Source organism: Sporosarcina jeotgali (genome assembly GCF_033304595.1).
Classification (GTDB): Bacteria; Bacillota; Bacilli; order Bacillales_A; family Planococcaceae; genus Sporosarcina; species Sporosarcina jeotgali.
In genome coordinates this window covers 1574138-1600716 of record NZ_CP116341.1, presented here as the reverse complement: position 1 = coordinate 1600716, position 26579 = coordinate 1574138, and the positions used below count along the sequence as shown (strand labels likewise).

The following is a 26579-nucleotide window of genomic DNA, read 5'->3' as shown; positions in this document are numbered from 1 at the left end:
ATGGGTATATCGTCTAAATTGTTCAAGAACTTTCTTTCTTTTGAAGAGCTCTGCGATTTTTATATGCTGGCAATGTGCCAAGTTCTTTATTGATCAAATACTCCATTTGTACATAATGTTTGCGAGAGGGTAATCCAAGCGGATCCAGCCCTTTCATCGTGTTAATGAAGTAATACCCATTGATTTGGCGGAACACAACAACGGTGTCAGGAAACATGTCGAATACACTTTTAACCTGATATTTCCGTGTATAGGACCAATGAATTAGTTTCATAGACTTCATCCTTTCACAGAAAATTATACGACTAGAAGAAACCAAACGCAAGTTCGATGCCGATATCAGAAAGGAATCCTTATGAATCCTAACCAACTCACAACAAAAAAAACAGTACTCTTGATCTTTGCAATCTTTGCAGTGTCCTTAAACATGCGGCCAGCCATTACATCAATTGGTCCGCTCCTTGACTTAATTAGGGGGCAACTGTCATTGACGAATGCACAAGTGAGCCTTCTGACGGCCTTGCCCGTCATCTGCATGGGCGTGTTTGCTTCATTGGCTCCAGTGCTAAATAGGAGATTCGGTTTGAATGCAACGATGATTTTCATGGTTGCAGTCATTGGTGTAATGACTGCACTTCGTGATTTCATACCAACGTATACAATGCTCCTAGTTTCTTCTATTGGAGTAGGGATTGCAATTGCCATCGCCGGTCCATTACTTTCAGCAATGATTAAGCAGAACTTTCCTCACCGTGCTGGTCCTGTAATTGGAATTTATTCTTTCGGTCTCGGAGCGGGAGCTACTGCAAGTACGGGATTATCCGCATATTTCTACGAATTGACCGGCTCCTACCCATTTGCGCTCAGTATTTGGGCAGTTCTGGCATTTGCAGGAATTGCAGTTTGGCTCGCTTCTGCAACTGATCAGCTAGTCGTACATCAACAAGCAGGAAAGTCATCTAAACAAAAAGTAAGCGAATTCCGTTCACCTTGGAAAAACAGCAAAGCGTGGTTATTCCTATTCTTCTTCGGTTTGCAGTCAGCAGCGTTTTTCTCAATCGTTATCTGGCTTGCGCCAATCGCAATTTCGAAAGGGATGACAATTGTGCAAGCGGGTACGCTGGTCAGTCTTATGACGGCGGTACAAATTGTTTTGAATATTACAATTCCACTTATGATGGAACGTTATCCCGGCAGAAAAATGTGGCTGCTGTTTATTCTCCTAATTGGGTTAGTTGCAGTTGGAATGTTTGCGACAGGGCATGTACCGTTTTTGTGGGTTGGTGCGCTTCTAATGGGAGTGCCGTTAGGAGGCATGTTCCCGATTGCACTTGTCCTGCCGTTAGATGAAACTGAGAATGCAGCAGAAACTAATTCTTGGACAGCGATGATGCAAACAGGCGGATACATTATCGGCGGAATTTTGCCGTTACTAATCGGAGTATTATATGATGCAACCAATAACCATCAAGTGACGATCGCATTATTTGCCTCACTATTTATCGGTATGATCATTTTGGCATTGTTAATAGGGGATAAAACTGAATAGAGGAATTGGAAAAGGGATGCCCGGTTGGGGCATCCCTTTGTTTTTTTGTATAGCCGATTATTGAATATCAGAAAATGTTACTTCTATTATCATCTAGAATTGTGTATTTACTCACAACGATCATTGCCGCGGTCGTTGTTCAGCAGTTGTTTCCTAACATAAGCAACGCAAACCCTACCTACTTTTGCGTCCTTGCGGCCCTATAGCCGCGCCAGTTTGAATACGTATAATGGGTAAACATTCCGCAGAATGCCAGTATTCAAGAATCAGCTAACTGGTTATAACTTAATAATCATAACACCTTAACGTGAGACAGTCAACAATTGATTTAGAGGGCTTGGTTTATTGGATGAATTGGTTCTAAAAGAAAGGGATGTTTCTTACAGTAAGCTATATGGCTGCAGAAAGGTGGAGATTGCATGGAAATTGACGGCGTCTTTTCAGGCGGGGGATTAAAGGGGCTTGCGTTAGTTGGCGCGTGTAAAGTGTTCGAACAAAATGGCTACACGTTTAAGCGTACTGTCGGCACGAGTGCAGGAGCCATTGTCGCTGCAATGTTAGCAGCCGGATACACGGCGGTTGAAATGGAAGACATCATGCAGCAGCAAAACTTTCCCGAACTGCTAGATGCAAGAAAGACATTTATCCCGATTCCATTTATGAAGTGGCTGCAGCTTTATTGGCGTATGGGGCTATATCAAGGAACGGCACTAGAAAATTGGTTTAGTGACATCCTGGCAGAAAAAGGAGTTTATACATTTGCAGATCTGCCGGAAGGCTCCCTTAAAATTATTGTATCTGACTTAACTAATGGAAAATTGATTGTGCTGCCTGATGATCTAGGAGAGTACGGGTTAAGACCAGATTTTTTCCCTGTTGCCCGTGCGTTACGAATGAGCACAAGTATTCCTTTCTTTTTCGAACCGGTTATCCTGCATTCATTAGCAGGAAACTCAGTGACCGTAGATGGCGGAGTGCTTAGCAATTTTCCTTTATGGGTATTCAATGAGCCTGAAAATGGAGAAATCCGCCCGATTGTTGGTATGAAATTGAGTCACAATCCAGCAGATAAGAAAAAAACAGTTATCCGAAATGGATTGGGACTTTACGAAGCACTCTTTACGACGATGAAGGACGCTCACGATGAAAAACACGTTTCTAAAAGATTAGAAAAAGATGTTCTCTTCATTCCGACAGACGGAATCTCCGCAGTGCAATTCGATTTGTCAGACGAGCAAAAAGACACACTAGTTATTAGCGGAGAAGTATCAGCTACCAACTTTTTAAAACAATGGGGAAAATCACCCTCGTTAACGAGAATAGTTTGAAAATTAGGTAAGTAAATATGTTGTTTTTTGTCGAGAACTGGTATAATAGTCTTAAGAGATAATGACTACTTTGCTAGAAGGACGGTGTTCGGTATGAAGATATCCTTAAAGCATTTATTGTTGGCCATCGCATGGCTTTCTATTACATTAACATTAGCAAGCAGTCTATATGCCGGATACCGTGCTGATCAGCAAACCCTTGAAAAAACTACGTTAGAAACAAACTTTGCTTATGCGCAAAAGTTAGCGAAAACGACAGAAGATTTTCTTTTAAGAACCGAAAAAACTCTAGCGTATTCTGCGAATGAACTGTCTCTCTCATTAAGTTCTGCTGACGCTGCGAAACTGAATCATGAAGCAGAACGATTAGTAGTTCAAGCAGATTCGTTAAGTTCAGTAATTATTGCAGACAGCCGCGGAATTGTCCGGGGAACATCTTCAGGCATTCGAGAGTTAATCGGAAAGCCGCTGACAGACGATGTTGGAATTGAGACGTTAACTGCAGGTAAACCTTCAATCAGTAAGCCTTACCAATCACAAACTGGACGATTGGTAGTTTTTATATCTACACCGATCCTTGATGCCTCAAATCATGTGATGGGGTTGATTGGCGGAAGTATTTATCTTAAAGAAGAAAACATCTTGAATGACTTATTGGGACAACACTTTTATGAAGATGGTTCATACGTTTATGTCGTCGATGAAGAAGGCATGCTGCTGTACCACTTGGATCGTGGCCGTGTGGGAGAGTATGTCACAAAGAACAGGGTAATAGCAGAGTTAAGGAAGGGAAATAGCGGCAGTATGAGGCTCTTGAACAGCAAAAATCAGGATATGCTGGCTGGTTATGCCTCAGTCCCTCTTACGAAGTGGGGAGTCGTTTCCCAAAGACCCACTGCAATCGCACTGGCTTCCTCAAAAGTGATGCTGAAGGAAATGATTTTAAAGTCACTCCCATTTATTCTATTATCTGCACTGATTATTTTATATTTTGCTTCAAAAATTGCTCAACCACTTGAAAAATTAGCGAGTTATGCGACCCATCAATTAGAAAGAGAAGGTCATTCAACGCTAGAGAGCGGTGCATGGTATCATGAAGCAATTCAGCTGGATCTCGCTTTAACTGACAGCTTTAGCAGGTTCCAGGATAAAGTTAATCATTTTATACAAGAATCTTCTACGGATTCCCTCACTGGCCTTTTAAATAGGAGAGCCCTAAACGAGCAAGCCAGAGTCCTTGTGGAACAAAAAGTTCCCTTTTCCTTAGTGATTTTAGATATTGACCGATTCAAGAGAGTCAATGATACATATGGCCATAATATGGGAGATGAAGTGTTAAAATATTTAGCTGGAAAGTTAAAGCATTACACAAAAGACAAAGGAATGTGCTATCGTTTTGGCGGTGAAGAATTTGTGATACTTTTACCTGAAATTGAATTCCCGGAAGCGACTGAACTAACAAATACTATTAGAATAAATGTGTTTTCTGAAGTTAGTCCCATCGGTGAGCCGATTACTTTTTCTGCTGGAGTGGCTAATATACCCGAACATGCTGAGCACTTTTTACGACTGCTTGAATTGGCTGACGAATGCCTTTACTATGCAAAGGAAACTGGCCGCAACCGGGTCGTCAATGCGAATGACCGGAATCATCACATGTAGGCAAACTTCCATGCAGCACAAAAAAGTGGTAAACTGGACAACAGCTTAGAAAGAAGCAGGTGTTGAAGATGATCGGTAGAAATGATCCGTGCCCATGCGGCAGCGGAAAGAAATATAAGAAATGTTGTGCAGGTAAAGAAGAGCTCACTGTAGAAATCGTTCAAGCGGAAGAATTGGAACGCACTCTGCAGTCGTTTTATGATGAATATCCAAAGCAAAAAGACTTTGGGGATTATCGTGAATTCGCCATCCAATGGAAACTTCCACTTTCTGCAGCGTATTCAGAAGAAATGATTGAAGCGATAGCATTAGATGAATTCTTCTTCCATAATCGGACGGATATCTGGGAAGGTTTTGCGCGAAAGCAATTGAAGAAAGCGGTTCGTCCATCCGTTATTAAAGTTCTTGAGAGCTGGACAGTGCCACAAACTTTACTAGGACAAGTGGTTAAGACGGAAGAATCCTACTTAACCGTTTACGACCGGCTGAATAACCGGACGGTCTTGTTGCGCAGAGAGTCAGATAAGCCAGTACCAGAAGATGTTCATCTCTGGTGTTTCACGTTACCGGACGGTGTGGATGGAGTTCTCGCCGTCTCAACGCTTATCTTCTTCCCAGTCGACCAAAGTTCTGTATTTGATGAATTTGTAACAGCGTTTACCAATGTGGATCAAGATACAGAAACATACATGAAGAATCATTCAGTGAATTTGTGGGAACAGTTAGCGGAAAATGGATATAAAGGAGAAGAGTTCACAGATTTCGAACAAGGCGTCCTAGCAAGAATTGCCTCATTCCTAGAAGCACATGCTCGTAAATCGGATGAACTCTTGGAGTTAATTGAAGACTATTTAGTCGAAGAACAACCGAACGCTCGCAAAGATGTCGCCATTGCAGCTGGCGCCATCCGTTACGGACAAGAAAAGGGATTGTTTGAAACTCTCGACTTTACAGTGAAGGCGATTGCTGATGAATTCGGTGTATCCCCGTCATCTTTAAACCGTTATTACAACGGTATCACAGAGTATACTGAAACGAAAATGAATGAATAATGATCAGATGCCCATGCTCAATTTTGAGCATGGGCTTCGTTTTGTCTGTGGGGAATGTTTGGGGGAGGGTATTCTTATGAGTGAACAATGCTCATATAACCAGGGGAATGATCATAAACCCGCGAAAGCGCTCATAAAACCAGGGGAATGATCATAAACCCGCGAAAGCGCTCATAAAGCCAGGGAAGTGATCATAAACCCGCGAAAGCGCTCATAAAGCCGGGGAAGTGATCATAAACCCGCGAAAGCGCTCATAAAGCCGGGGAAGTGATCATAAACCCGGTTCTTACGGTGGTTTGGGGAGGATTTGTTTCGTCATTTTCTGGGTATAGTTTTAGAAAAAACGAAAGGGTGGCTCCCTATGGAATTGCTAACGAATTTAACACTTCCGTTCATAGAAAAAGATCAACTCTTGTATTTCAAACAGACAGATGATGTGATTTTTCTTATTATTGAACTTCGTTCTAGTTCTTCCAAATGCCCAAAGTGCCAGGAAACTTCCCATCGTCGCCATAGCCGATACACTCGATTGGTGAAAGATTTAGCTAATGCAGACACTCCGGTCGAAATCCAGGTGATTACAAGTAAGTGGTTCTGCGAAAATACCGAGTGTGACGCACGGGTTTTCACTGAGCGAATCTCATGGCTACAACCTTATCACAGAAGAACAGAACGATTAGAAAGAGTGATTGAGACCATCGGATTTTCGACGAGTTGCCTGGCTGCGGAAAAGATCTGCCGCTCTCTTCACATTCCAGTCAGTCATGACACGATTTTACGATCCATAAAAAACAAATCATTTACCCCAGAGAAGCCTGAGGGCTCTCCCTTTTGTAGGAATTGATGACTTCGCGTTCAAGAAGCGTCTATCTTATGGAACGATTTTTATTGATTTGGAGACAAACAAGCCGCTAGGGTTGATACCGACAAGAGATTCAGCGGAAGTCACGAAGTGGCTTTTAGGCCATCCGGAAATCTGTCTTATTACTCGGGACGGATCAAGAGGGTATGCCAAGGCAGTTCATGATGCTTCGCCTACTATTCAGCAGGTGGCTGATCGCTGGCATGTACTTCATCAGCTGTTCGAAGCGTCAAAAAAAGCCATTTATTCGTGTATCCCTAGGAAGTGGAACGCATCTTCTATAACCGAGGATAAAAAAGTTGAAACGACTTTAGCCCAAGAGTCTGATTCGGTTCCATGGAACCGGTCTGAAGAAAGATGGCAGCGTATTCAACAATCCCAGCAGTTATTTTCAGAGGGATATCGTGTCGCAACTATCGCACGGAAACTCGGCGTTGTAAGGAACACCGTCTACTCCGACTTAAATCAGACAGTGCCTCCTTATGAGGAACGTGCTTCGCCGGATACCGCCTACTATCCCTTGGTTTCTTCACTGGTGAAAGATAAAATGAGTTCCGACCAAATTGAGGAGACATGCCGATCTCAAGGGTATACTGGATCCCTGGATACATTGACTGGAATGATTACGAGCGCACGTAATCGCTCTGCTAAATTGGAAACCCCAGGTCTGTCTTTTCGGCAAAAGACCTTACGGTTATTATGGAATCCTGATAATGAAGACGTTCTTGAAGAACTACAAAGCTTCCATCCTGACTTTCTGTCAACATTCCCTTTGATAAAAGAATTAAGTAAGCTAATTCATTCATTTCGATCATTGATCAAAGAAAAAGCAGCTGACCAATTGCCACAATGGATAGAAAACCATAAGGGTTTTGAAAATAAATCTATCCAATCGTTTTTCCAAGGAGTGAAAAACGATTTAGACGCCATTCTGCTTGGGATACGTTTGCATTGGAGCAATGGTCCAACAGAAGGAAATGTCAATCGATTAAAGACACTTAAGCGCTTAATGTATGGTCGAGCAGGCTTTAAGGTCTTGGAAAAGCGAGTATTGTATCACCTGTAATTATTTTCAAAAAGTAATCATTCAAGACGTAATAGGTTAGAGGCTAACTCCCCGTTTTCGCGTAAGAACCATAAACCCGCGAAAGCGCTCATAAAGCCGGGGAAGTGATCATAAACCCGCGAAAGCGCTCATAAAGCCAGGGAAGTGATCATAAACCCGAGAAAGCGCTCATAAAGCCAGGGAAGTGATCATAAACCCGAGAAAGCGCTCATAAAGCCAGGGAAGTGATCATAAACATAGCAAAGTGATCATAAACCACAAAAAGCGCTCATAATCCACCAATCATCTCACGTCCCCAAACAAACGCCAGCCATATTCATCAATTCAACGCAAAAGCCCCAACGGTGAACAACGCAAAAGCCCCAACGGTGAATCGATAATCTAGGCTGTTTGATGCTCAATCATTCACATTTAAATATCGTTAAAGGATTAATTGGTAACGCTTCGCTTTTTTAAATGCACAAGTTAATAACTTGCCGTCAATTGGACTCTAGATTGAAGAAATGATAACAATCGCTAAAAAAATATTCCTCCTACAAACAAAACAGCTGCTGACATCAGAAAACCTGACATCCAGCAACTGTTCTTAAATTAATTCGTTGTTTTTTCTCTGATGTTAAATTGTGCCCAATTACTTATTTCATAAGTCGGAATGTTATTCGTTGTATTTTTCAATCCATCTGGGTTATACCAACATGTATCCACCCCGTAATTCATGCCTCCACGGATATCCGAAGTGAGAGAATCACCGGTCATTAACACACGGGACTTGTCAGTCACGCCGAGACGATCCAGCGCTTCCTGGAAAATCTCCGGCCGCGGTTTTTGGAAACCGGCTTCATCAGAAGAGACAATTGTTTCAAAACGGTTATTTAGTGCTGAACATGCGACGCGGGCAATTTGTGCTTTTACAAACCCGTTGGTTACAATGGCTAGTCGGACATCACCTAAACGATCTAACATTTCCAAGACACCATCTATTAAATGAGCTTCCTTGCCAAGTAAAGTTAGATACGTGTCAGAAAAACTTACAGGATCCAGCTCAATCCCGAATTTATCAAATAATTGGCGGAAACGGCTCACGTTCAGTTCATCCATAGTCGTTGTGCCTTCTTCCAATTGCCGCCAAAGCACTTTACTAATTGCTTTGTATTCAGTTCTGTACCCATCTATTCCTTCTTCGAGTCCTGCTTGTGTAAATGCATTGCGGAATGCGTTCCGCTCACTTGTATTAAATTCTAAAAGGGTATCATCCAGATCGAAAAGGAAAACATCATAATTCATCGAAACATCACCTGTCTTCAAATTTGTTTGTAAAAGTATAGCATTCCCATCACGTTTAAAACAAGCTTTCAAATCAAAGAACGGTGTTTCCTCATTACCCGCATACACTAAATTGATTACCACTTTGTGCCTTTCCATAATTAATTTTTATTCCGTTTAACTTTTGATTGGAAGGGTATCACACAAAGAGAAGCAGATCATGAGGAGGTCGAAGCGATAATGTCAGTAAGTGAAGAACTTCAAACTCTGAAAGATTACCATTGTGAAAACCGTTGTGTACTAAGTGTGTATTTGAATACGAATCCAGCTGATCCTGATCAGCAGAAAGGTGCTTGGAAAATCCATTTAAAATCTGGATTAAAGCGTCTGGAGGAATACTTAGAAGCTTCAAATGAGAAAGAAATGGAAGCATTTAAAAAAGCAAAAGAAAGAGTTACGAAAGAAATTGAAAAAAACCAAAACGACTTGAAAAAAGGAGTCGTTATTTTCACAGCGGATGATCCCGACCTGTGGTCAGTCCACTATGTCCAAATTGCAGTTAAGACGAGCTTTCATTGGGAGAACCATCCAGTGATTGACGAGCTGCAATATATGTTGAAAGCGTATCCAAATTCGGGAGTCATAATGCCAAGTGTTGGAAATGTGCGAATAATCGACACCGCTATGGGCTACGTAGCAGATGATCTCGTCTATTATTTTGACTCAGGACTCGATGTGTGGCGAGAACAAAAAGGTATGAATCCATCGGGGAATAGAGGAACAGGCGGCAGTCATGTTGATGATTTGGATCAGAGACTAAAAGAAAATCTAGAGCGTTTCTATAAATCCATGGCATCCGATATCGATAAAATGAAAAAAGAACGTCATTGGGATGAAATCCACGTTATCGGTGAAGCCGAGTCTTCTCAGTCTTTCGCCGCTGCGATGAATCAAAAACCTAAAAGTGTGCTTCATAAAAATTTAAATAACTCGACACCAGATAAAGTGCTTCATGAAGTCTTTGAAAAATGATACTTTTAACTATGCGTCCATTTACATGGGACGCTTTTTTCGTCGCAATATATTGACAAATCGCATTCTGAATGAAACTGTGGTAGGATTTATAACAAAACTAGATAGGACGTGACATGAATGATTTCAATAACTATTCCTGAAATTGACGTAAAAATTGAACAACGGCTCCAAAAAGTATTGGCGAATATTGTACCCATCAAACCCATCTGCGGATTTGTCGACTTGCATGAAATTCCGCGCGACAAAGGCGGAATCATTTTATTCTACAACAAACAAGACGAATTGCTTTTTGTTGGTAAAGCACGGAAGCTGCGTCCGCGAGTGAAAAAGCACTTAGAAGACAACGTATCACCATTAAAACCGCATCGTGAAGAAATTAATAAGATTGCTGTAATCAACGTTGATGATGCAATGGAACGTGAAATTTACGAAACCTACATCATTAATACAATGCGTGCTAAGTACAACACAGATAAAGTCTTTTTCGAGTAAAGCAGGGAGGCGAGCACTTTGGATCAACGAATTGAAACTGTGCTAGAAGAACTGAAATCAATGCTTGGTCTTAACAAGTTTGTTCTTCACACATACACTCTTTCACAAGAAGTGTCTGCATTCGGCGGATTTGATATTCTGCTGAATGCAGACTGGCTTCCGCCTGCAGCAAAGGCACCCGATGAGGTTGACACTCTCCCGGATGGAACAGTTTCTACCCGGTATTCACTCCGTTTTCAGCAACTGCAGAATTCGTCAACTCAAGGTGAGCAATCTTTTGCTGACCCTATTGCGGCAAATGAAGAAGCATTTTTAAAATGGGTGCAACAACAGACTGGATTCGGTTCAGGAGATACCATTGTTTTAACCAATCGTACACGAAATGGAATTGATGGCGATGTCATGCATCAAGGTATTCCTGTTCAAACGGACGGCTTTGTAGAGCTTCAATGGGATGAATCCGGAAGATTGCTTCATTGCATTTTACCGATTCTCGGAACGAATAATTTTGAAGAAGGTCCTTTTTCTATGACGCTTGAAGCAATTGAGCCGCTGGTACGACAGCAGCTTACTGTAATTCGCTTGCCCATTGAAGATGAAGCCCGCTTTGCAGATTACTATGCAATTGATGAAGTGTACATCGCACAAGATGGGACAGTCTTACCGTACTTTTCTAATGAACAGAGCGCGCATTATCCAAGAACCGTACTGCGATGGGAATCCATTTCAAATTATCAGTTCGACAGAATACCCGTTCAGCCATTCAGTCGTGAATTGAGTTCTGAAGAAGCCTTTGCAATTCTGAACCATCCCGATAATGTTGTATCAGATGATGCTGTTAAACACTGTATACAATCAGTGACTGCATTTTTGTCTTCTGAGATTCCTGAAGAATCAGGCGAATGGGAAATCTATCGCATAATGCAGCAGCCGGGAAATATAGAAGTAGTTTGCCGGAAATTAGGGGAGATTGCAGGTCCGCTTCGCAGAAAGATTTTGGTCATGCTTAATAAGGATACATATGGAGTCATGAATTTCATGGATTCAAATGAAATGACACATCTATTTGAAGGGTTCACACAACCTCGTGTCGAAACGGTCTCTCAGGAAGAAGCTTTTGAAAAAATGGTTTCGTTTATTACACTCGATCCTAAATATGTGTTCCATCAAGAATCAGGAATCTACAGACTATGCGGATTGCTGGATTCTGAAGAATGTGTAGATGCCGTGACAGGCGAACTGAAACAACTAAACGATTTGTAAACTTTTTGGTTTGCTTGAAACGGGGTTTGAAGATGAAAGAACGGGAACAATGGACATCTAAAATTGGTTTTATATTAGCAGCCGCTGGAAGTGCGATTGGTCTGGGTGCTATTTGGAAATTCCCTTATATGGCAGGAATGAACGGCGGCAGCGTCTTTGTTCTTTTGTTTATAGTGAGCACACTGCTAATCGGATTGCCTATTTTGCTGGCTGAATTTGTTATTGGACGACGGGGACAGGCGGATGTCGTCACTTCTCTCGAAAAGCTATCTAAGGGTAAGAAATGGAATTGGGTAGGATGGATGGGTCTTATCGCATCGTTCATTATTTTATCGTTTTATAGTGTGGTAGGAGGCTGGATTTTATCCTATCTCATCCGTTCGATAACAGGCGGCCTATCTGGTGCTGACTTTGGCGGTTTATTTAACGACATCATTGCGGATCCGATGGAAGTACTTATTGCGCAAGCAGCTTTCCTTGCGATTACCGTGTGGATTGTTCAAAGCGGAATCAAAGGCGGAATTGAGCGTGCAAGCCGATGGATGATGCCTTTATTATTCATCTTTTTCATCTTGCTTGCTGTCAGGTCTCTTACACTTGAAGGGGCTATGGAAGGGATTCGTTTCTTATTCGTTCCAGATTGGAGTTACCTGACTGGTAAAACAGTTCTCTTGGCACTCGGTCAGGCATTCTTCTCACTGAGCGTCGGTGTAACAGCAATGATGACCTATGCTTCTTATTTGCAAAAAGAAGAGCGACTCGGTCAATCTGCACTCAATGTGTCCATATTGAATATCGTCATCTCGCTGCTCGCGGGAATCGTCATTTTCCCTGCAGTGTTTGCGCTTGGCCAATCGCCAACTGAAGGACCTGGACTTATTTTTGTAGTGCTGCCTGCAATTTTCAATGAAATTCCATTCGGCGGGTTTTTCTTGATTGTCTTCTTCATTCTCATGTTATTTGCAACATTGACGTCGGCGATTGCAATGCTGGAGATTGTTGTTTCTACCGGAATTCGTCAGAAACATAATCAAAGAAAAAAAGCAGCCTGGATATTTGGAGCACTGATCTTTTTAGTCGGAATTCCGAGTGCATTGTCATTCGGAATTCTAGGTGACATTAAACTATTCGGCGGAACTATTTTCGATTTCGCAGATCTCATTACAAGTCGAATCGCCATGCCGCTTGGAGCGTTAGCGGTTTCAATTTTCGCTGGTTATGTGTTAAGCCAGAAAGACACAGCGGAAGAGTTAAATATGAATCCAACCATACATAGGATATGGAAAACCCTGGTACGATACATTGCTCCAGCTGCGATTGTCATCATTTTTGTGACATGGGTAATTGGATTGTAAAAGAAAAGTCATGTACTAATTCAGTACATGACTTTTTTTGGATTAAAAATACGGAAAATTGAAACTTATCCTGCAATAAAACGTACATATAATTACAGGAACGATTTTACAAATGAGGAATATACTTAAACGAAAAGAGGGAGTGCTATGAACAACAGAGTCAAAAAGAAGCGTTTGGGATTACTGGCTGCAGCGACTATAGTTAGTATGCTGGCCGCTGGATGCAGTTAACAAGGGGCCGCAACTGAAAAAACCGAATCAGATACTGTACCTAAAACAGAAACAGCATCTGTATCGAATCCGGAAAAAGAAATTCAAATGATCGAGGCAGTACTTCAAGAAGAGTTGAATGGTCCCGATGAACAATTCATACAATTGTCAGAGGAAGCGATGGGCGGCAATGAACTCGATAGTGTAAAGCAAAAAGAGTATGAAATGAAATTGGATAGTTATTTGAAAGAGAAGTTTTTACCCTATTACACGGAAGAAGGCTATAAAAGGGCGCAAAGTACGAATATGATCTACCACTATCAGTATCGATTCGAACCGGATTCAAAAGGTAAGATCAAACTGATAGAGACAGAAGTGAAGCAGAGCGAAATAGATACGGCAAGTAATCAGTATCACATAAAGGCTACCGTTGAATATTCGTCGCCAGATGAAGAACCTTCTCTCCATCAGCTAGAAGGAAAGGTTATCTTCTCTACTAAAGAGGGTAAAATCGGTGATCTACACTTCGGTCAATTCAACACGGATTCTACTCTTTCCAATAAGATTCAAAATAGTCAAGAATAATAGAACAGTACACAAAATTGAAAGAACTTGTTGAAAGGAATGCGAGACACGTTATGTGACAGCATTCCTTTCTTTTATAACATCGTTTCAGCACTTCTTTCCCAAAACACCACAATCTTATTAAGAAGGTCTCGGATTGGAATAGATAAATTGTTAACCGGTATGTTCACTTGAGAAGGAAGCAGGTACTTGTTTACTTTATTTGCCGCCTTTTTCGCAGTGTCCGATCGATTAATAATCAAATCTGGATCAAAAGTATAAATTGCTAAAAAAGGCTGTCCAGACTCTTCAATTATCTCAACGTTTGCAATTTCGTGCCATGCAACTAAACCTGCGGCAATATAACTTGAATTGTCGGTTATGCCTTCATCAGATATAATCAGTGCAGGTTGATGAATTATTACTCTTTTAATATAAAAAAACGCACTTAAACCGCATGCAATAAAAAGAAATATTCCGATTAAACCAATATAGAAGGGTGCTTGTCCTATTATTAAAAGCAGGGTTAATAACAATCCGAATCCAGACAGCACTAAACATAAGATTCCTAATCCAAGCATTCTTCCTCTTTTCGGGTAGACGACTAACTCTTCCATACACTTCAACTCCTTTACTTCTTCGGGGATTTTTTCATTTCTTGCTCACCTATTTCGATGACTTTACTCAGCAGTTGGTCTAGAGGATACGCCAAGTTATTAACTGGAATATTGATTTGTGAATCAACTAGAAATCGGTTTACTTTATTGGCGGCTTTCTTCGCAGCATGTGACCGATTTACGATTAGATTAGGATCATATGTATAAAGCGCTAAATAAAGCTGTCCGGACATTTCAATCATATCGACTTTTTTCAGATCTTTCCATTCAATAAGTCCGGCACCAATATAACTGGAGTTATCTGTAATGCCTTCAGACGAAATGATTAGCGCGGGTTGATGAACAATTGCTCTTTTAACAAGGTAAACAGAACACAAACCGAAAAACACGAGCGCGACAAATCCAATTAGCCCCGTACCTACTGAAGCCTCTCCGGCAATTAAGAGTAAGATGAATAGTAATCCAAACATTGAAAACAATAGACTAATTAATCCTAGTCCTAACATTCTTCCTCTTTTCGGATAGATGACTAGCTCATCCATGGGTCCAACCCCTACCTTTCTATTTTTAGAGTCTATCACTTCGTAAACTTGTTGTACAAAAATATCAGGGGAAACTAAACTTTCACTTACATAGTACTATTCATTTACTTTATACTATTAGTACTAACCCGAAATGAAGTTACTTTAGAAGTGTATAGATAGAATGCAATATTAGATTTGAAAACTGGAGGTAAATCCATGACAGCAGTTCAATTAAATGAACAGACGACAAAATTTCTAGTCCAGCACAAACTTTACGAAAACGATGGAATCCAACACATTCAATTGCAGCATCGAATTAGCCTGGCAGAAGCGTTCCACTTGCCCAAAGGCGGCAGAATCTTAGAAATAGGATGCGGGCAAGGAGATACGACCATGGCAATCGCGCACATAATTGGAAAAGAAGGAAGAGTAGTCGCTATCGACAATGCCAGTCGGGATTATGGTACGCCATTCACTCTGGGCGAGGCAACCGATTATATCTTGCAGTCTTCTTTAGGGAAAAGAATTTCCTTTCACTTAGAAACAGATTTCAATGAATTTGAAGTTTCAACACCATTTGACGTTGCTGTGTTCTCGCACTCTTCATGGTATTTTAAAAATCCCCATGAGTTACTAAGTTTTTTCACAAGACTTCGCCTGCTAACAAAACGTATTTGCTTTGCGGAATGGGATCTTCACTATACAGAAATGGAGCAAAGATCACATTTCTGTGCCGTTTCAATACTCGCGCTGTACTCAAAATTTGTAGAAAATGAGAGCAATGTACAGACGTTATTTAACAAAACTCAAATCCAACAGCTTCTTGAACAGGCGGGCTTTCATATTGAAAAACAAATGACAGTGGATGCAACGTTTTTACCGGACGCGAAATGGGAAATTGACTATGCAAATACAATTCATAAGGAACTTGAAGTTGCTGCACCCGATTTAAAACCATTTTTATTAAGCTATTATGAGTTAATGAATGAACCTCAAGACGACGTTCTTTCACTGAACAGTTTTGTGATAACTGCGACATAATTCCGCTCCAGTCCGAATACATAATAGTCATTATGCGGTTGCATACTAGCAGTGAAATTGTTACCTCACCCCCGAATAGGGTATAGATAGGAAACAACGAGATTTGGAGGGAGTATTATTGCCTGTAAAAATTAAACGTGTGTACGAAGAAGCGACGAAGGATGATGGCCTGCGTGTCCTAGTGGATCGGATATGGCCAAGAGGCGTAAGTAAAGAAGATGCAAAAGTGGATGAATGGCCAAAAGAAGTCGGGCCAAGTAAAGAGCTTCGACAATGGTTTGACCATGATGCCGAAAGGTATGATGAATTTAAAGAAAAGTATAAAAAGGAACTTAACAGTAATGATAAACAGAAAGAAGCATTGGAGCAGCTGAAGCAATGGACAAAAAAACACGACAAAGAACTAACACTTGTCTTTGCGGCTAAAGATGTAAAGCATAACCAAGCAGCTGTGTTAAAAGAGATTTTAGATCACCAATAATAAAATAGTAAATAAATGAATCAAACATAACTGCAAATAGAAAAGCCGTCTGTCATGACGGCTTTCTTTACATTTCTTTATGTGTGAAAGGACATTTTCCTTGAATCGGTTCACTATCGTCACCAATGAAAAATTGTTTCCATTCGTTGTGTTCCGGGTCTCCAAAGTGGCTGATATCTGGATGTTTGGGCAAGTGATCCCATGCTTCGACTCGCTCCCTTACTTTTTCCCGTGACATCACCCCGCCTTTTTCTGTACCTTTCAATCCTTCAAAAATTTTACGCGGCTGGAATCCTATTACCATGGCATTTCCTAAATCCCTTGTTTTCCGCTGCTTGTAAGCGGGAGTGTTACCGAAGGCAAATATTGGCTCGCCATGGAATCTAAAATCCCATAAATAGTGATCGGGGTCACGGGGACTTTCTGCAGGCCATTCTATAGTGTCCTGTTCGTGTACGTACTGTAGAATGTCCCAAAACTGCTGACGATACTCCTCTAATGAGCCTTCTTTTTCAAATGGTTCAACAAATACAAAAAGACCGTGCCGTTTATGTTTTGGGTCTTCGAATAACGCTAGAAAATCTATCAAGGCTTCCGGCAGATTACTCCAGTCATCGCGAGTAATATAAGCATATCGCAATTCACCTTTCAATTCGCCGCCCATACCGAAGTAACAAGGAAATGTCTTGTCAGTCACAGTATCGTGGAAAGTTTTATATTCTTTTAATAGCCAGTCAGGTAAATTTTTTCTTGTTTGAAAATCTTCTTTAACTAATAGGGCTTTTTTCGTCTGAATCATTCGTTTACTTCCTTTCCATTTAAACTCTTTTTTGGATATTTCCCTTTATCAAGGTTCTTAAACCGAAAGAAATTGCGAGTTAGAAATCTAATCTATGTACGTAAATGATGGATCATACTTCGTATAAGTGAATAGATTACCGCATATACTAGTAATCACAGAGGCGCGGCACCTCTCTGTCCCGCGATTGGGGCACTTTCGGCAGAAGGTGGAAAAGAATACGCAGCCTATTCCGACTGGGGATTACCCAGCAGTGCCGCATTAACATAATCGTTATCATTCCAATATACAATGTAAAAAAGCACTTTCCTGGAACTTCGGAAAGTGCTTTTTGTTCTTCAGCAAAATACGATATTCGGTATGGGTGACAACAAACTTAATAATATCCCTCTTTTTCCAAAATCTCGAATACATACAGTCACCCATTCTCCTGTATACTAATAGTAAACCGAGTCGAACGAACTGAGGGTAAGTAAATGAAGAAAATCAACATTAATTGGAAGAAACTTCTGATATTAGCAGTCATCTTGTTTTTTAGTATACAAATAATTGGCGGAATCTTTTTCTATGACTTAGCTATTAAACGCGGGCCAAAAGATTTTTTACAAAACAATGCAGACTTAGAAGTGGCGGACGATACCATGGATCTTTACATCAATGGAGATTGGACAAAATGGGTAGCAGAGCAGAACTTTGAAACACTTACACAGACATCTCGTGACGGACTGAAGTTATCCGGATATTATTTACCCGCTGAAAAGCCAACCAACAAACTAGTCATTCTCACACATGGCTATCTTGGCAATGCTAAACAGATGGGCTTATTCGGTATTTTTTACTATCAAGAATTGGGTTATAACATTTTCATGCCCGATGCTAGGGGACATGGCAAAAGTGAAGGGAATTATTATGGATTCGGCTGGCCAGACCGACTAGACTTGATCGACTGGACGGACTTACTAGTTGAGAAACTAGGAAAAGATACAGAGGTCGTCTATCACGGATTATCCATGGGGGCAGCAACCGTCCTGATGGCAAGCGGGGAAGCAGAGTTACCATCAGAAGTGAAGGCGATCATTGCCGACAGTCCATATGGATCCGTCTATCAGCTATTCGCCTATCAAATGAAGCGCATGTTCCATTTACCTGCTTTTCCATTGCTCGACAGCACAAGCCTTGTTACAAAAGCACGTGCAGGGTATCTATTCAGGGAAGCCAGCGCTTTGAAGGAAGTGCAGCGTACGGATGTTCCAATTCTTTACATTCATGGAAAAGCGGACACGTTCGTTCCCGTAAAAAATGCAATTGAATTGCATGAGAAAACCTCAAGCAGCACAGAGCTCTTCTTAGTAGATGGTGCAAATCATGGGGAATCCTATGCTAAAGAGCCTGAGGAATATAAAGAAAAAGTCCAGCAATTTCTGCAGAATACGCTTAAATGAAGTGGGAGTCTGCCATTTAGGGAATACCCAGTTCTTAAATGAATATACTTTTTATGAAATCAGATTAAAATAAAGTAAGCATACACTGATCTGCGAATGAAAGAGTAAGTTACTATGTTTTCGAAACGAGAAGACGCTTGAGTCGTTTCGTTTCTATATCCGCTAATCTCACTGGGATGGGCAGACGGCTTTCTCTATTAATTAAGTGTAGCGTGATTTCTGCAGCAGTTGATAACTCAATGTAATTACCACAGGAAACAAATATGGGTTTTACATCTTTGTGGGTTCTGAGCGCTCTACCGTACACTTCGTTCCCGATGACTATATCTTCAAAGGACTTGTTTGCATTACTTGGAGACGTGAAGCTGACATCAGCTATTCTATAGTAGCTCTTTGCGATGCCAATTGTCGGTCTGTTTAAGAAAAAAGAGGCATGTGTGGCAATTCCCATCTTTCTCGGATGCAATATTCCATTCCCGTCAAACATAAATAAATCTGGCGTACAGGTAAGTTTTTCAGCGGCTTTAAGAATCAAAGGCAGTTCTCTAAACGCTAAATATCCTGGAATGTACGGCACCGTCACTTGGTCAGCACTAACCGTTCTTTCTATCACCTTCATGGTGTCCACATTGATAACCAGAATACAACATATACCGTATTCATTACCGTTCAATGTACAATAAGCAACATCTACACCTGCAACAAGCCTTATGTCATTGCGTTTGAAGGAATCTTTTAATACAACCCGCTCAGAAAGAACAGATTGAATTTCAGGGAAGCGTTCTGCATCTATATCAAATGGATGGATATTGAAAACTTTCATGAGAAATTCCTACTTTCAATCGGCACGTATAATACTGAACCAATGACTGTTTTATTCTGGAAGTATGCCCATAAGCAACATCATTTACATCGTATGTTGACACTTTTTTCTCTACGATAACTAAAGAGAAAAAACAAAACAATCCCGATTACTTCAGAACGATTGGCAATCTGATTTGTGCAGACAGTCATGAATGCAATCAAAAAATTACAGATGTCACTTATTTGGAGAATTTGTTGCGGGAATCTTTGCGGAAGTAAGTAGTTTTTGCAGACTGACTAGCTAATCGAAAACTTTTCAAGAAAAACAGAACATGCCATATAAGAGATACAGTCCGCTATTCTAAAAAAGAGTATGTACTGTATTATTAAGAGCAGCTACCCCGCAAGATTTCACGTGCAGCGCGGGCAGCTGCTCTTTTGCGTTATGAACTCACAGTTAAGACCATTCTTGCGTTCTTAATAGAAACTTACAATAAATAAATCTTTTAAAACTTTTTCTCTGCCTCAGTGTCTAATGTATAGAAAGAGGGGTGAGTGTGTGGAGGATTACGAACTTGCAAAACAAGCAAGTCAGGGGAATGAAGATGCTTTTCTAACGCTGATGCATCTTCATAAAGTGGCCTTATATCGAACCGCGTTATCTTATTTAAAGAATGATTCCGATGCGATTGAAGCTGTACAGGAAGTGACGGTTCGCGCATTTCAAACCATACACACCCTGCGAAAGCCGGAATATGCAAAAACATGGCTGATCCGAATTATGATGAACTATTGCAACGATGTGTTGAAGATGAGCAGACGTATGACTTTGGATGGAGAAGTGTCAGTTCGAACTGCAATTAATGATGATTACACCTTTCTCGAAGTCGAAGAAGCGTTAGATCGTTTATCAGAGGAAGAGCGCAACTTAATCCATCTCAAGTATTTACATGACATCAAGCTGAAAGACATTGCAGCAATGACCTCTACACCAGAAAGTACAGTTAAAACAAGATTGTACAAAACTGTCAAAAAGTTGAGGAAGCTTATTGAAGTGAAAGGAGGCAGAAACAATGCATGACAAGGATGACGAGTTGGAAATTTGGAAGAAAACTCTGGAGAACCGCGAAATACCAGAAGTCGACTTGGATAATGCAATTCATCGAGGAGTCCTTCAAGCGAGACGGCAATATCCGTTGAAAAAGGAGAAACGTTTTAAACGACCGCTTATTGCCGGACTTGCCGTTGCTGTGATGTGCCTTCTATTTGTCACAACGATTCGCAGTTCACCGGCTTTTGCAGATGCAGTCTCAGCTTTTCCAGGAATGAAAAAAATTGTCGCACTCATTCAAGACGACCAAGGATTAAAGTCAGCCATCAAGAATAAGCATTTTCAAAAAATCGGTGTATCGGATGAGACGTCAGGCGTTCAAATTACATTAGACGGTGTGATCCCAAGCTCACAAAACCTAGTATTGTTCTATACAATCACCTATAAAAAAAATCATCGCAGTGATTTTCTGCAAAACATTTGGATTCGAGGGGCAAACGGAGAAGAGCTGGGTCTTGCATCTGTGTGGCAGATTCCTTCAGAAGATTACGAGACAGCGAATACCTCTACAAATGCAATTTCAGTTGATTTCAATGAACCGATATCTAAGAAGGAGGCCGTATTAGAGTTTGATTTCATCGGCGGTTATGGGGAGAAGGAAACGATTCAGCTGCCCTTTACGATAAATGTTGACGATGTACCGAACTACACGTATGCGGTGAATCAAAAAGTAACGATTGATGAGCAATCACTGCTTGTTCGACAAGTTACGATCAATCCAGTCATTACGTCCGTTGAAATCGAGTACGACCCGAATAATTCAAAAGAAATATTTGGGATTGAGCATTTATCGATTAAAGGGAAGTGGGGAAGAAAGTGGAAACCATTAAAAAATGGTCTTACTTCAAGCTCTACAGATGATTTCCCGAATCGTGTAACTTATTATCTGCAAAGCAGCTACTTTGAAAATAATAAAAAGCTTAAGCTTGAAATCGGAAAAGTGATGGCACTCGACAAACAAGAAACAGAGTTAGTCATTGATACTGAATCTGAAAAGATCGTGAAGCAGCCAAAAGATAAACGATTCAGCAATGTAAAGGTCAGAGGCGGTGAGCTTAATATTGACTTTGAAGGTGAGAGTGATTTTTATAATTATCCCGTCAGTATTAACTTCATGGATTCACAAAATGAAGAACGCCAATTCGAGTATTGGAGCGGACATCCGAATGGCGAGGAGAAGGCCACATTGATGATGAAACTGCCAGATTCTCCTATAAAAAATCCGATTACTTTAAAAATCAATGGATATCCAAATTATTTAGAGCAGGATAGTCCAGCCATTATAGAGCTTAAGTGAACATGAAAAAACCAACCTGCGCACGCAACAGGTTGGTTTTTAGTCTTAAGCTTTTTTTACAGTAACTCTTTTTGGCAGCCGCTTTACTAAATAGTATCCAAAAACCGCCAAAGTGATAAGGAAAGGGCCTAGTAAATGTCCGCTTAGGCTTTCGACGGATGCAGAAGTAATCCAAGAAAGTGCATAGCTGATCGCAAAAAACAGAATGAGAATTCGGATATGGGTTACCACAAAAGAATACAGCGTATTTGTGTTCTTTGTGAAAATGAATAATGCATAAAGTCCAACTAAAGCGATTAGAGATGTTTCGATTAGAACCGAATAACTGAGCAGCGTATCCAGTTTTAGGAACTCCGCTTTTGTGATTTCACCGGTAGTAAGAAATGGCTGACTGGCCTTAGATTTGTACATCTGAATAGCGATATAGGCAACATTGATAGCTGCCAAAATGAAGATGTATAGTTTAAAAAGCCGGCTGGTTGTATTATGGATTACTCGATTTTCGGATTTAGTCTTCACATGATCACCATTCCAATCAATTTGTAAATTTTAAAGTAAAACAGTAATCGCTAAAACCAATATAAGGTATAATGTGTATGAATAGTCTAATTATACAGAGAGATTTTTCTGTTTTCAAGATTTTTTTGATGCAGACTTTTCTTGAATGGATTGCGAAATATCTATCGAAAAGAGGGGTTACATGGCGGTTATCGTAATTGCATTACTCGTACTTTATAGTTTGATCCTTTTTCGAAATGGAATTGAAATGCATGATGTCATGCTAGAATACACGGTTCTCTTCTTACTTAGCTCATTTTTGATAGTAGTCTTGTGGAAAGTACGGAGAACTCTATCCAAATCCATAAAAGCAGTATTCACCACTTTGCTGGTTATGCAAGTTTCTTTCATTAGTTATGAAGCTTATGTTCAGGAACCAAAGTATTTATCAAATGAACAAAATAAGTTACTACTACTATTAGCGGGATCTTCTGATTATCAACAACTTAACTTGACGTCTGAAGATCTTCAAAACGTTCATATTATTGGAGATCCGAAACAAGGGGGTTTTGACCATCCTTTTGATTATATCGTAGAAATTACTACGGCAAAAAATCAAGAAGTATTTCAATTTAGTTGCAAAGGAAACGGACCCGCTTGTGAAGAGTTGGGATTTAGAGAGCAAGTACTTCAACAAAGATGAAATACGAATATAAAAAAAGAAGAGAACCCAGCATGATTGGGGTTCTCTTCTTCTGCTTATCGGAAAGAGTTAAGGCATTTTTAGTATTTCTTCTTCAAGTTGAATCGGTACTTTTGTTTGTTGTTCTTGGGAGACGAATAGAATTGAATCAAGGTCACTGGAGAACTCTTTTGGGACTTCAATTACAAAATTTCTAGGACTCAAATCGGCAGTACATGCTTCAGCCAATGGGGAGAAGTTGACGGTTAATTCTTTTGACACAGCTTCAACATTCATCGTGTCAATTTCATATGGACAGCTGCTGGACTCGAACATCCCGATGAAGAAAAGATCATTTTCCTTTAAATCAATTTCAGGAATCTCACCTTCGAATTGAAATTTCTGCCACATTGCTTCGAATCCCTTCTGATTTTGGACGCGAACTGCAATATAGCCTTCGGGCTCTTGCAATTCTGCCAAATGTTCGAAATCACTCGGCAACGTCTTTTCTGAAGCAACTAAATTGGCGTTTTCAGGTGATGGCTGATCTTTTTCCTGTGCTGTGCAACCTGCAACAATTATCACTAAGCATGACATAATAATTAATAGTGATTTTTTCATGTTATGCCTCCTCGTATATAGACGGACAATCGAATGGAAACGGTGCACCGAAATTTAGTTTCGGATGTCCATAATGAATCTAGTTCTGTTAGCTACATTTTATTAGCTTTTGTAATAACTTTATCCCTTAAATATTCACGGGTTCCCACACTCGCTGAATAACAACCCGATCACTATCAACCTGCAGTAGAAAGATGTCAGGATTACTGAGATTTCTCCAATCCCCAAATCCAAATTCTCTGTCATAATACTTCAATGCGAGGGTTAAGAGATTGCCGTGTGTTACAACGACTGAAGTCTTCGCATCACTCTGATCAATTTCTTCAAGCACTTCAATGATTCTTTTCATTGCCTCCAGGCTTGATTCACCGCCAGCATATCGTAACCCCATATCCTCGAAGCTCGCTTCTAATTTCTCTAACCAATCCAGAAGATTTTCGGTACTTAACACGCGTTCTGTCAATCGTTCATCTGTTTCTAGCGTAATTCCAGCTTTTTCTGTAAAAGGGACGATGGATTGCACCGCACGCTTGAAGGGACTTGAAATAATTCTGTCAACATGTATGGCTGAGAAGAAATCCGCTATAAGTTCAGCTTGCTTCATACCTTTCTCGGTTAAAGGTGCATCGCCAGCCTGTCCTTCTGCTTCACAATGCCTCATAAGATAACATTTATTCAACATAATCACACCTGACCCATTTGAATTAAAGATTCATCGTTTTTTCGATAGTTAGGAACAACGCTTCTTTTTCATCCTTATAATCATCCAAATAGAACGGCTGAATATTAATATTGTCATGAAATTTTATGAAATATGCTTTTTTCTTCGTATCCATGATGGATGTATAGAGGGTTTCATCACGATGTTTCTCAACAGGATCTATAACCGCACCGGTAGGAATGTCCGCTTGTGACAGAATCCGGAATCCTTGCAAGATTGCCGCGTTGCGCTCCAAATCTTTTGGCGTAGCCGATACAAACGAAGCCGCCCGAACGAATCGGGAAGGGGGGGTGAAGTCACCGGGTAGCCCAGCCATTCCGCTCCCTTCTCCGAATTTTGAAATCGAGACACCATTCATGTTGTTCTGATTAACGTTTTCAGGCTGCAAGTGAATATAATTGCGTAAATTGGTCACGTGCCAGGGGAATTCAGGTGCATTCGTCAGAACGCCGTAGGGGTTGTCATGAGTTAGCAATAGTCCTTCTTTCGGCTGCAGTACGATTCCATTGCCATCCGCATCCATGAAGAAAAAGTGCTGCTGTGTGGAAACATCATCCTTTGATTTTCCTTTTGCCAGGATGACCAACTTTTTTGACTCCACTCTAATTTCTTCAACATTTTTGCAACGGTTTAGCAAATAATTGAATGCAGGCGCAATTGTTAAATTGATTTTATCTTCAACAGGATGCTCGGCAAACGTTGCGTATCCTGGATATAAATTATTCGATCCCATTAACCCCATTTCATTAATGCCATCACCGAACAAAGGCTGCTTAAAAAAACCAGTTCCTAAAACGTCATATTTTGAAGGGAAGTCTGTCTCTGCTGTCTGAATGAAACCCCTAAGGTTCTTTGGGACAAAAAGAATATGGTTGTCCAATGGCATCCCAACCTCTAACGTCCTGCCAAATACAATACCTTCCTTATAAGAAAATCCGATAGTTGTACACATAATTACCTCTCCTTGAATTCGTTTGAGTACTATTTCTACTAAAGATTCCAATACCCTTGTTTTCATGTAGCAATCATTATAAATGAATGCTTGTTTAAATCTGCGAACACGAGATAAGTCAGAACAGAAATAGAAAACACCCTTGTCTAGTAGTAAGGAAGACAAGGATGCAGCAAGGATTTTAAACAAAGAAGGCAATGAGCAAGATCAGCACTATAGGAACGAATAGGACAAGATAACCAATTGGATTGCCGAAATTGATGCTCCAGCCAATTCCAAAACGTTTTTCTACGAAGATAGAAGGATCTTGTTTATTGACATAAAAGACACCAAGTTTCCAATGATCATCCATATCATCATCTGTAACGGAAGAAGTTTCATCTTCCTCAATAGAGACTGGAATACGTGAACCGCCTTGGCCGACTTTAAACGCATAGACCGCTGAGAGAGCCAGCATGAGAACTAGAAAACCGAGAGGCAGTGCCATCATCAGCGTATCGTTTTGTAATGCGCCATGAATGGTAGTTAACTGCATGAATCCGAATAGAATTGTCAAAAGGATTGTGGTTAACAGTAAAAACCAGCTCGTGTACTTGCGGAATGCCAGTTGCTGCAGCTGAGAAGATTTCTTTTTGCCTGCATTCAATTTAACTCCTGAAAGTTTAGCTGCCGCATTGATTCCTAGCATCATCACTTGAAGAACCAAGAGCATGAGCAATAAGGCAATCGAAGAGAAAGGAGTTTTTTGACTGAACGCATCAGGTTCTCCACTAGGGCCCCAATGAATCGGAATCTGATCTGGCAGTAAATTGTATTGGCTCGCTGTGTACACGATTAGCCCGACCGTCACGAACATTGGAAGTACATACATGAAATTCGGCAGTATCGAATCTTTTGAATGACTTTGCAAATCAGCTACACGGATTTGTGTGAAGCGGGAATTCCAATCCTTCACTTTTTTCAAATTCGTCGTTTTTGCATGGAAAAAGAGATACAAAGCCATGCTTAGTAATAGAAGACCTGTTTGGATTGCTAACCCAGTGATCACAAGTTGGTTCTCAGATACTGAAGCATTAGCTGACCAAAGTACTAAAAATATCAGTGAGATGGTCCCTATAATGAAAACTGCTGCAGAGTATTTTCGTCTAAACGAAACAAGTGATGAATCCATTGCATGTTCTTCGGGGATGGTAACTCCAAAGACAATCGTGCGTTTCAACAAAAATGGAATAGCTGATTGTACGACAATAAGGAAAGCAAGTGTGATAAGAAAAATCGCTAAAGGCAT

General features: G+C 40.6%; 28 protein-coding genes. 17 read left to right on the top strand and 11 right to left on the bottom strand.

The window, feature by feature from the left end; translation table 11 throughout:
- Positions 1 to 22 precede the first annotated feature (22 nt).
- Entirely contained in the window at positions 23 to 274 is a 252-nt protein-coding gene (locus PGH26_RS07850; RefSeq protein ID WP_323693432.1) for a hypothetical protein, read from the bottom strand.
- A gap of 81 nt (positions 275 to 355) precedes the next feature.
- Between PGH26_RS07850 and PGH26_RS07845 the strand changes: the two genes are divergently transcribed.
- The 6 genes from PGH26_RS07845 to PGH26_RS07825 all read left to right on the top strand — a co-directional run bounded on the left by PGH26_RS07845 (position 356) and on the right by PGH26_RS07825 (position 7519).
- Complete coding sequence (locus PGH26_RS07845) at positions 356 to 1549, top strand: MFS transporter (RefSeq protein ID WP_323693431.1); 1194 nt, start codon at positions 356 to 358, stop codon at positions 1547 to 1549.
- Between the two features lie 419 nt (positions 1550 to 1968).
- Entirely contained in the window at positions 1969 to 2877 is a 909-nt protein-coding gene (locus PGH26_RS07840) for a patatin-like phospholipase family protein (RefSeq protein WP_323693430.1), read from the top strand.
- A 93-nt stretch (positions 2878 to 2970) separates the two neighbouring features.
- Entirely contained in the window at positions 2971 to 4539 is a 1569-nt protein-coding gene (locus PGH26_RS07835; protein ID WP_323693429.1) for a sensor domain-containing diguanylate cyclase, read from the top strand.
- A gap of 68 nt (positions 4540 to 4607) precedes the next feature.
- The gene (locus PGH26_RS07830; protein ID WP_323693428.1) at positions 4608 to 5591 is read left to right on the top strand and encodes a YecA family protein; all 984 of its coding nucleotides are present in this window, start codon (positions 4608 to 4610) and stop codon (positions 5589 to 5591) included.
- 361 nt (positions 5592 to 5952) lie between these two features.
- Entirely contained in the window at positions 5953 to 6435 is a 483-nt protein-coding gene (locus tag PGH26_RS16170) for a transposase family protein (protein WP_431312526.1), read from the top strand.
- A complete protein-coding gene (locus PGH26_RS07825) occupies positions 6407 to 7519 on the top strand; it encodes a transposase (protein ID WP_323693486.1) in 1113 nt (370 codons plus the stop codon). Before PGH26_RS16170 ends, PGH26_RS07825 begins: the two co-directional genes overlap by 29 nt.
- A gap of 591 nt (positions 7520 to 8110) precedes the next feature.
- On the opposite strand, the gene PGH26_RS07820 is transcribed toward PGH26_RS07825, so the two are convergent.
- Positions 8111 to 8803 carry a YjjG family noncanonical pyrimidine nucleotidase gene (locus PGH26_RS07820; RefSeq protein ID WP_323693427.1) on the bottom strand — a complete coding sequence of 231 codons (693 nt, stop codon included), beginning with the start codon at positions 8801 to 8803 and terminating at the stop codon, positions 8111 to 8113.
- Positions 8804 to 9022: 219 nt separating this feature from the next.
- Between PGH26_RS07820 and PGH26_RS07815 the strand changes: the two genes are divergently transcribed.
- The 5 genes from PGH26_RS07815 (at position 9023) to PGH26_RS07795 (ending at position 13722) form a co-directional block, all read left to right on the top strand.
- Entirely contained in the window at positions 9023 to 9814 is a 792-nt protein-coding gene (locus PGH26_RS07815) for a VLRF1 family aeRF1-type release factor (protein WP_323693426.1), read from the top strand.
- A gap of 120 nt (positions 9815 to 9934) precedes the next feature.
- Complete coding sequence (locus tag PGH26_RS07810; RefSeq protein ID WP_323693425.1) at positions 9935 to 10309, top strand: nucleotide excision repair endonuclease; 375 nt, start codon at positions 9935 to 9937, stop codon at positions 10307 to 10309.
- An 18-nt stretch (positions 10310 to 10327) separates the two neighbouring features.
- The gene (locus PGH26_RS07805; protein ID WP_323693424.1) at positions 10328 to 11572 is read left to right on the top strand and encodes a hypothetical protein; all 1245 of its coding nucleotides are present in this window, start codon (positions 10328 to 10330) and stop codon (positions 11570 to 11572) included.
- A 32-nt stretch (positions 11573 to 11604) separates the two neighbouring features.
- On the top strand, positions 11605 to 12927 hold the full coding sequence (locus PGH26_RS07800; protein WP_323693423.1) for a sodium-dependent transporter: 1323 nt from the start codon (positions 11605 to 11607) through the stop codon (positions 12925 to 12927).
- A gap of 318 nt (positions 12928 to 13245) precedes the next feature.
- Positions 13246 to 13722, top strand: coding sequence for a hypothetical protein (locus tag PGH26_RS07795; RefSeq protein WP_323693422.1), 477 nt, complete (start codon positions 13246 to 13248; stop codon positions 13720 to 13722).
- A gap of 74 nt (positions 13723 to 13796) precedes the next feature.
- On the opposite strand, the gene PGH26_RS07790 is transcribed toward PGH26_RS07795, so the two are convergent.
- Positions 13797 to 14318, bottom strand: a complete 522-nt coding sequence (locus PGH26_RS07790) for an STM3941 family protein (RefSeq protein WP_323693421.1) — start codon at positions 14316 to 14318, stop codon at positions 13797 to 13799.
- Positions 14319 to 14332: 14 nt separating this feature from the next.
- Entirely contained in the window at positions 14333 to 14860 is a 528-nt protein-coding gene (locus tag PGH26_RS07785; RefSeq protein ID WP_323693420.1) for an STM3941 family protein, read from the bottom strand.
- Positions 14861 to 15058: 198 nt separating this feature from the next.
- Here PGH26_RS07785 and PGH26_RS07780 point away from each other — a divergent pair, with 198 nt between their 5' ends.
- Together PGH26_RS07780 and PGH26_RS07775 are read left to right on the top strand one after the other, a co-directional pair.
- Positions 15059 to 15883 (top strand): class I SAM-dependent methyltransferase, encoded by an 825-nt coding sequence (locus PGH26_RS07780; protein ID WP_323693419.1) that lies wholly within the window; start codon positions 15059 to 15061, stop codon positions 15881 to 15883.
- A gap of 118 nt (positions 15884 to 16001) precedes the next feature.
- Positions 16002 to 16364 carry a DUF488 domain-containing protein gene (locus PGH26_RS07775; protein ID WP_323693418.1) on the top strand — a complete coding sequence of 121 codons (363 nt, stop codon included), beginning with the start codon at positions 16002 to 16004 and terminating at the stop codon, positions 16362 to 16364.
- Between the two features lie 67 nt (positions 16365 to 16431).
- Here the strand turns inward: PGH26_RS07775 and PGH26_RS07770 are convergent, their stop codons facing one another.
- On the bottom strand, positions 16432 to 17163 hold the full coding sequence (locus PGH26_RS07770; RefSeq protein WP_323693417.1) for a YqcI/YcgG family protein: 732 nt from the start codon (positions 17161 to 17163) through the stop codon (positions 16432 to 16434).
- Positions 17164 to 17639: 476 nt separating this feature from the next.
- Between PGH26_RS07770 and PGH26_RS07765 the strand changes: the two genes are divergently transcribed.
- Positions 17640 to 18605, top strand: a complete 966-nt coding sequence (locus PGH26_RS07765) for an alpha/beta hydrolase (protein WP_323693416.1) — start codon at positions 17640 to 17642, stop codon at positions 18603 to 18605.
- 112 nt (positions 18606 to 18717) lie between these two features.
- Here the strand turns inward: PGH26_RS07765 and PGH26_RS07760 are convergent, their stop codons facing one another.
- A complete protein-coding gene (locus PGH26_RS07760) occupies positions 18718 to 19428 on the bottom strand; it encodes an endonuclease V (protein WP_323693415.1) in 711 nt (236 codons plus the stop codon).
- Between the two features lie 540 nt (positions 19429 to 19968).
- Between PGH26_RS07760 and PGH26_RS07755 the strand changes: the two genes are divergently transcribed.
- Both PGH26_RS07755 and PGH26_RS07750 read left to right on the top strand, forming a co-directional pair.
- A complete protein-coding gene (locus tag PGH26_RS07755; protein WP_323693414.1) occupies positions 19969 to 20490 on the top strand; it encodes a sigma-70 family RNA polymerase sigma factor in 522 nt (173 codons plus the stop codon).
- Positions 20483 to 21817 carry a DUF4179 domain-containing protein gene (locus PGH26_RS07750; RefSeq protein ID WP_323693413.1) on the top strand — a complete coding sequence of 445 codons (1335 nt, stop codon included), beginning with the start codon at positions 20483 to 20485 and terminating at the stop codon, positions 21815 to 21817. Before PGH26_RS07755 ends, PGH26_RS07750 begins: the two co-directional genes overlap by 8 nt.
- 45 nt (positions 21818 to 21862) lie before the next feature.
- On the opposite strand, the gene PGH26_RS07745 is transcribed toward PGH26_RS07750, so the two are convergent.
- Positions 21863 to 22336, bottom strand: a complete 474-nt coding sequence (locus PGH26_RS07745) for a hypothetical protein (RefSeq protein WP_323693412.1) — start codon at positions 22334 to 22336, stop codon at positions 21863 to 21865.
- 181 nt (positions 22337 to 22517) lie between these two features.
- On the opposite strand from PGH26_RS07745, the gene PGH26_RS07740 reads away from it, so the two are divergent.
- Positions 22518 to 23018, top strand: coding sequence for a hypothetical protein (locus PGH26_RS07740; protein ID WP_323693411.1), 501 nt, complete (start codon positions 22518 to 22520; stop codon positions 23016 to 23018).
- Between the two features lie 69 nt (positions 23019 to 23087).
- On the opposite strand, the gene PGH26_RS07735 is transcribed toward PGH26_RS07740, so the two are convergent.
- The 4 genes from PGH26_RS07735 to PGH26_RS07720 all read right to left on the bottom strand — a co-directional run bounded on the left by PGH26_RS07735 (position 23088) and on the right by PGH26_RS07720 (position 26579).
- Complete coding sequence (locus PGH26_RS07735; RefSeq protein WP_323693410.1) at positions 23088 to 23618, bottom strand: hypothetical protein; 531 nt, start codon at positions 23616 to 23618, stop codon at positions 23088 to 23090.
- Positions 23619 to 23745: 127 nt separating this feature from the next.
- Positions 23746 to 24300, bottom strand: coding sequence for a histidine phosphatase family protein (locus tag PGH26_RS07730; RefSeq protein WP_431312525.1), 555 nt, complete (start codon positions 24298 to 24300; stop codon positions 23746 to 23748).
- 22 nt (positions 24301 to 24322) lie between these two features.
- Positions 24323 to 25291 carry a linear amide C-N hydrolase gene (locus PGH26_RS07725; RefSeq protein ID WP_323693408.1) on the bottom strand — a complete coding sequence of 323 codons (969 nt, stop codon included), beginning with the start codon at positions 25289 to 25291 and terminating at the stop codon, positions 24323 to 24325.
- Positions 25292 to 25472: 181 nt separating this feature from the next.
- Positions 25473 to 26579, bottom strand: a complete 1107-nt coding sequence (locus PGH26_RS07720; protein ID WP_323693407.1) for a DUF1648 domain-containing protein — start codon at positions 26577 to 26579, stop codon at positions 25473 to 25475.

Coding starts and splice junctions, on each gene's coding strand:
- PGH26_RS07850 (WP_323693432.1), bottom strand. CDS start 274: ATGAAACTAATTCATTGGTCCTATACACGGAAATATCAGGTTAAAAGT.
- PGH26_RS07845 (WP_323693431.1), top strand. CDS start 356: ATGAATCCTAACCAACTCACAACAAAAAAAACAGTACTCTTGATCTTT.
- PGH26_RS07840 (WP_323693430.1), top strand. CDS start 1,969: ATGGAAATTGACGGCGTCTTTTCAGGCGGGGGATTAAAGGGGCTTGCG.
- PGH26_RS07835 (WP_323693429.1), top strand. CDS start 2,971: ATGAAGATATCCTTAAAGCATTTATTGTTGGCCATCGCATGGCTTTCT.
- PGH26_RS07830 (WP_323693428.1), top strand. CDS start 4,608: ATGATCGGTAGAAATGATCCGTGCCCATGCGGCAGCGGAAAGAAATAT.
- PGH26_RS16170 (WP_431312526.1), top strand. CDS start 5,953: ATGGAATTGCTAACGAATTTAACACTTCCGTTCATAGAAAAAGATCAA.
- PGH26_RS07820 (WP_323693427.1), bottom strand. CDS start 8,803: ATGAATTATGATGTTTTCCTTTTCGATCTGGATGATACCCTTTTAGAA.
- PGH26_RS07815 (WP_323693426.1), top strand. CDS start 9,023: ATGTCAGTAAGTGAAGAACTTCAAACTCTGAAAGATTACCATTGTGAA.
- PGH26_RS07810 (WP_323693425.1), top strand. CDS start 9,935: ATGATTTCAATAACTATTCCTGAAATTGACGTAAAAATTGAACAACGG.
- PGH26_RS07800 (WP_323693423.1), top strand. CDS start 11,605: ATGAAAGAACGGGAACAATGGACATCTAAAATTGGTTTTATATTAGCA.
- PGH26_RS07795 (WP_323693422.1), top strand. CDS start 13,246: ATGATCGAGGCAGTACTTCAAGAAGAGTTGAATGGTCCCGATGAACAA.
- PGH26_RS07790 (WP_323693421.1), bottom strand. CDS start 14,318: ATGGAAGAGTTAGTCGTCTACCCGAAAAGAGGAAGAATGCTTGGATTA.
- PGH26_RS07785 (WP_323693420.1), bottom strand. CDS start 14,860: ATGGATGAGCTAGTCATCTATCCGAAAAGAGGAAGAATGTTAGGACTA.
- PGH26_RS07780 (WP_323693419.1), top strand. CDS start 15,059: ATGACAGCAGTTCAATTAAATGAACAGACGACAAAATTTCTAGTCCAG.
- PGH26_RS07770 (WP_323693417.1), bottom strand. CDS start 17,163: ATGATTCAGACGAAAAAAGCCCTATTAGTTAAAGAAGATTTTCAAACA.
- PGH26_RS07765 (WP_323693416.1), top strand. CDS start 17,640: ATGAAGAAAATCAACATTAATTGGAAGAAACTTCTGATATTAGCAGTC.
- PGH26_RS07760 (WP_323693415.1), bottom strand. CDS start 19,428: ATGAAAGTTTTCAATATCCATCCATTTGATATAGATGCAGAACGCTTC.
- PGH26_RS07750 (WP_323693413.1), top strand. CDS start 20,483: ATGCATGACAAGGATGACGAGTTGGAAATTTGGAAGAAAACTCTGGAG.
- PGH26_RS07740 (WP_323693411.1), top strand. CDS start 22,518: ATGGCGGTTATCGTAATTGCATTACTCGTACTTTATAGTTTGATCCTT.
- PGH26_RS07735 (WP_323693410.1), bottom strand. CDS start 23,618: ATGAAAAAATCACTATTAATTATTATGTCATGCTTAGTGATAATTGTT.
- PGH26_RS07730 (WP_431312525.1), bottom strand. CDS start 24,300: ATGTTGAATAAATGTTATCTTATGAGGCATTGTGAAGCAGAAGGACAG.
- PGH26_RS07725 (WP_323693408.1), bottom strand. CDS start 25,291: ATGTGTACAACTATCGGATTTTCTTATAAGGAAGGTATTGTATTTGGC.
- PGH26_RS07720 (WP_323693407.1), bottom strand. CDS start 26,579: ATGCCTTTAGCGATTTTTCTTATCACACTTGCTTTCCTTATTGTCGTA.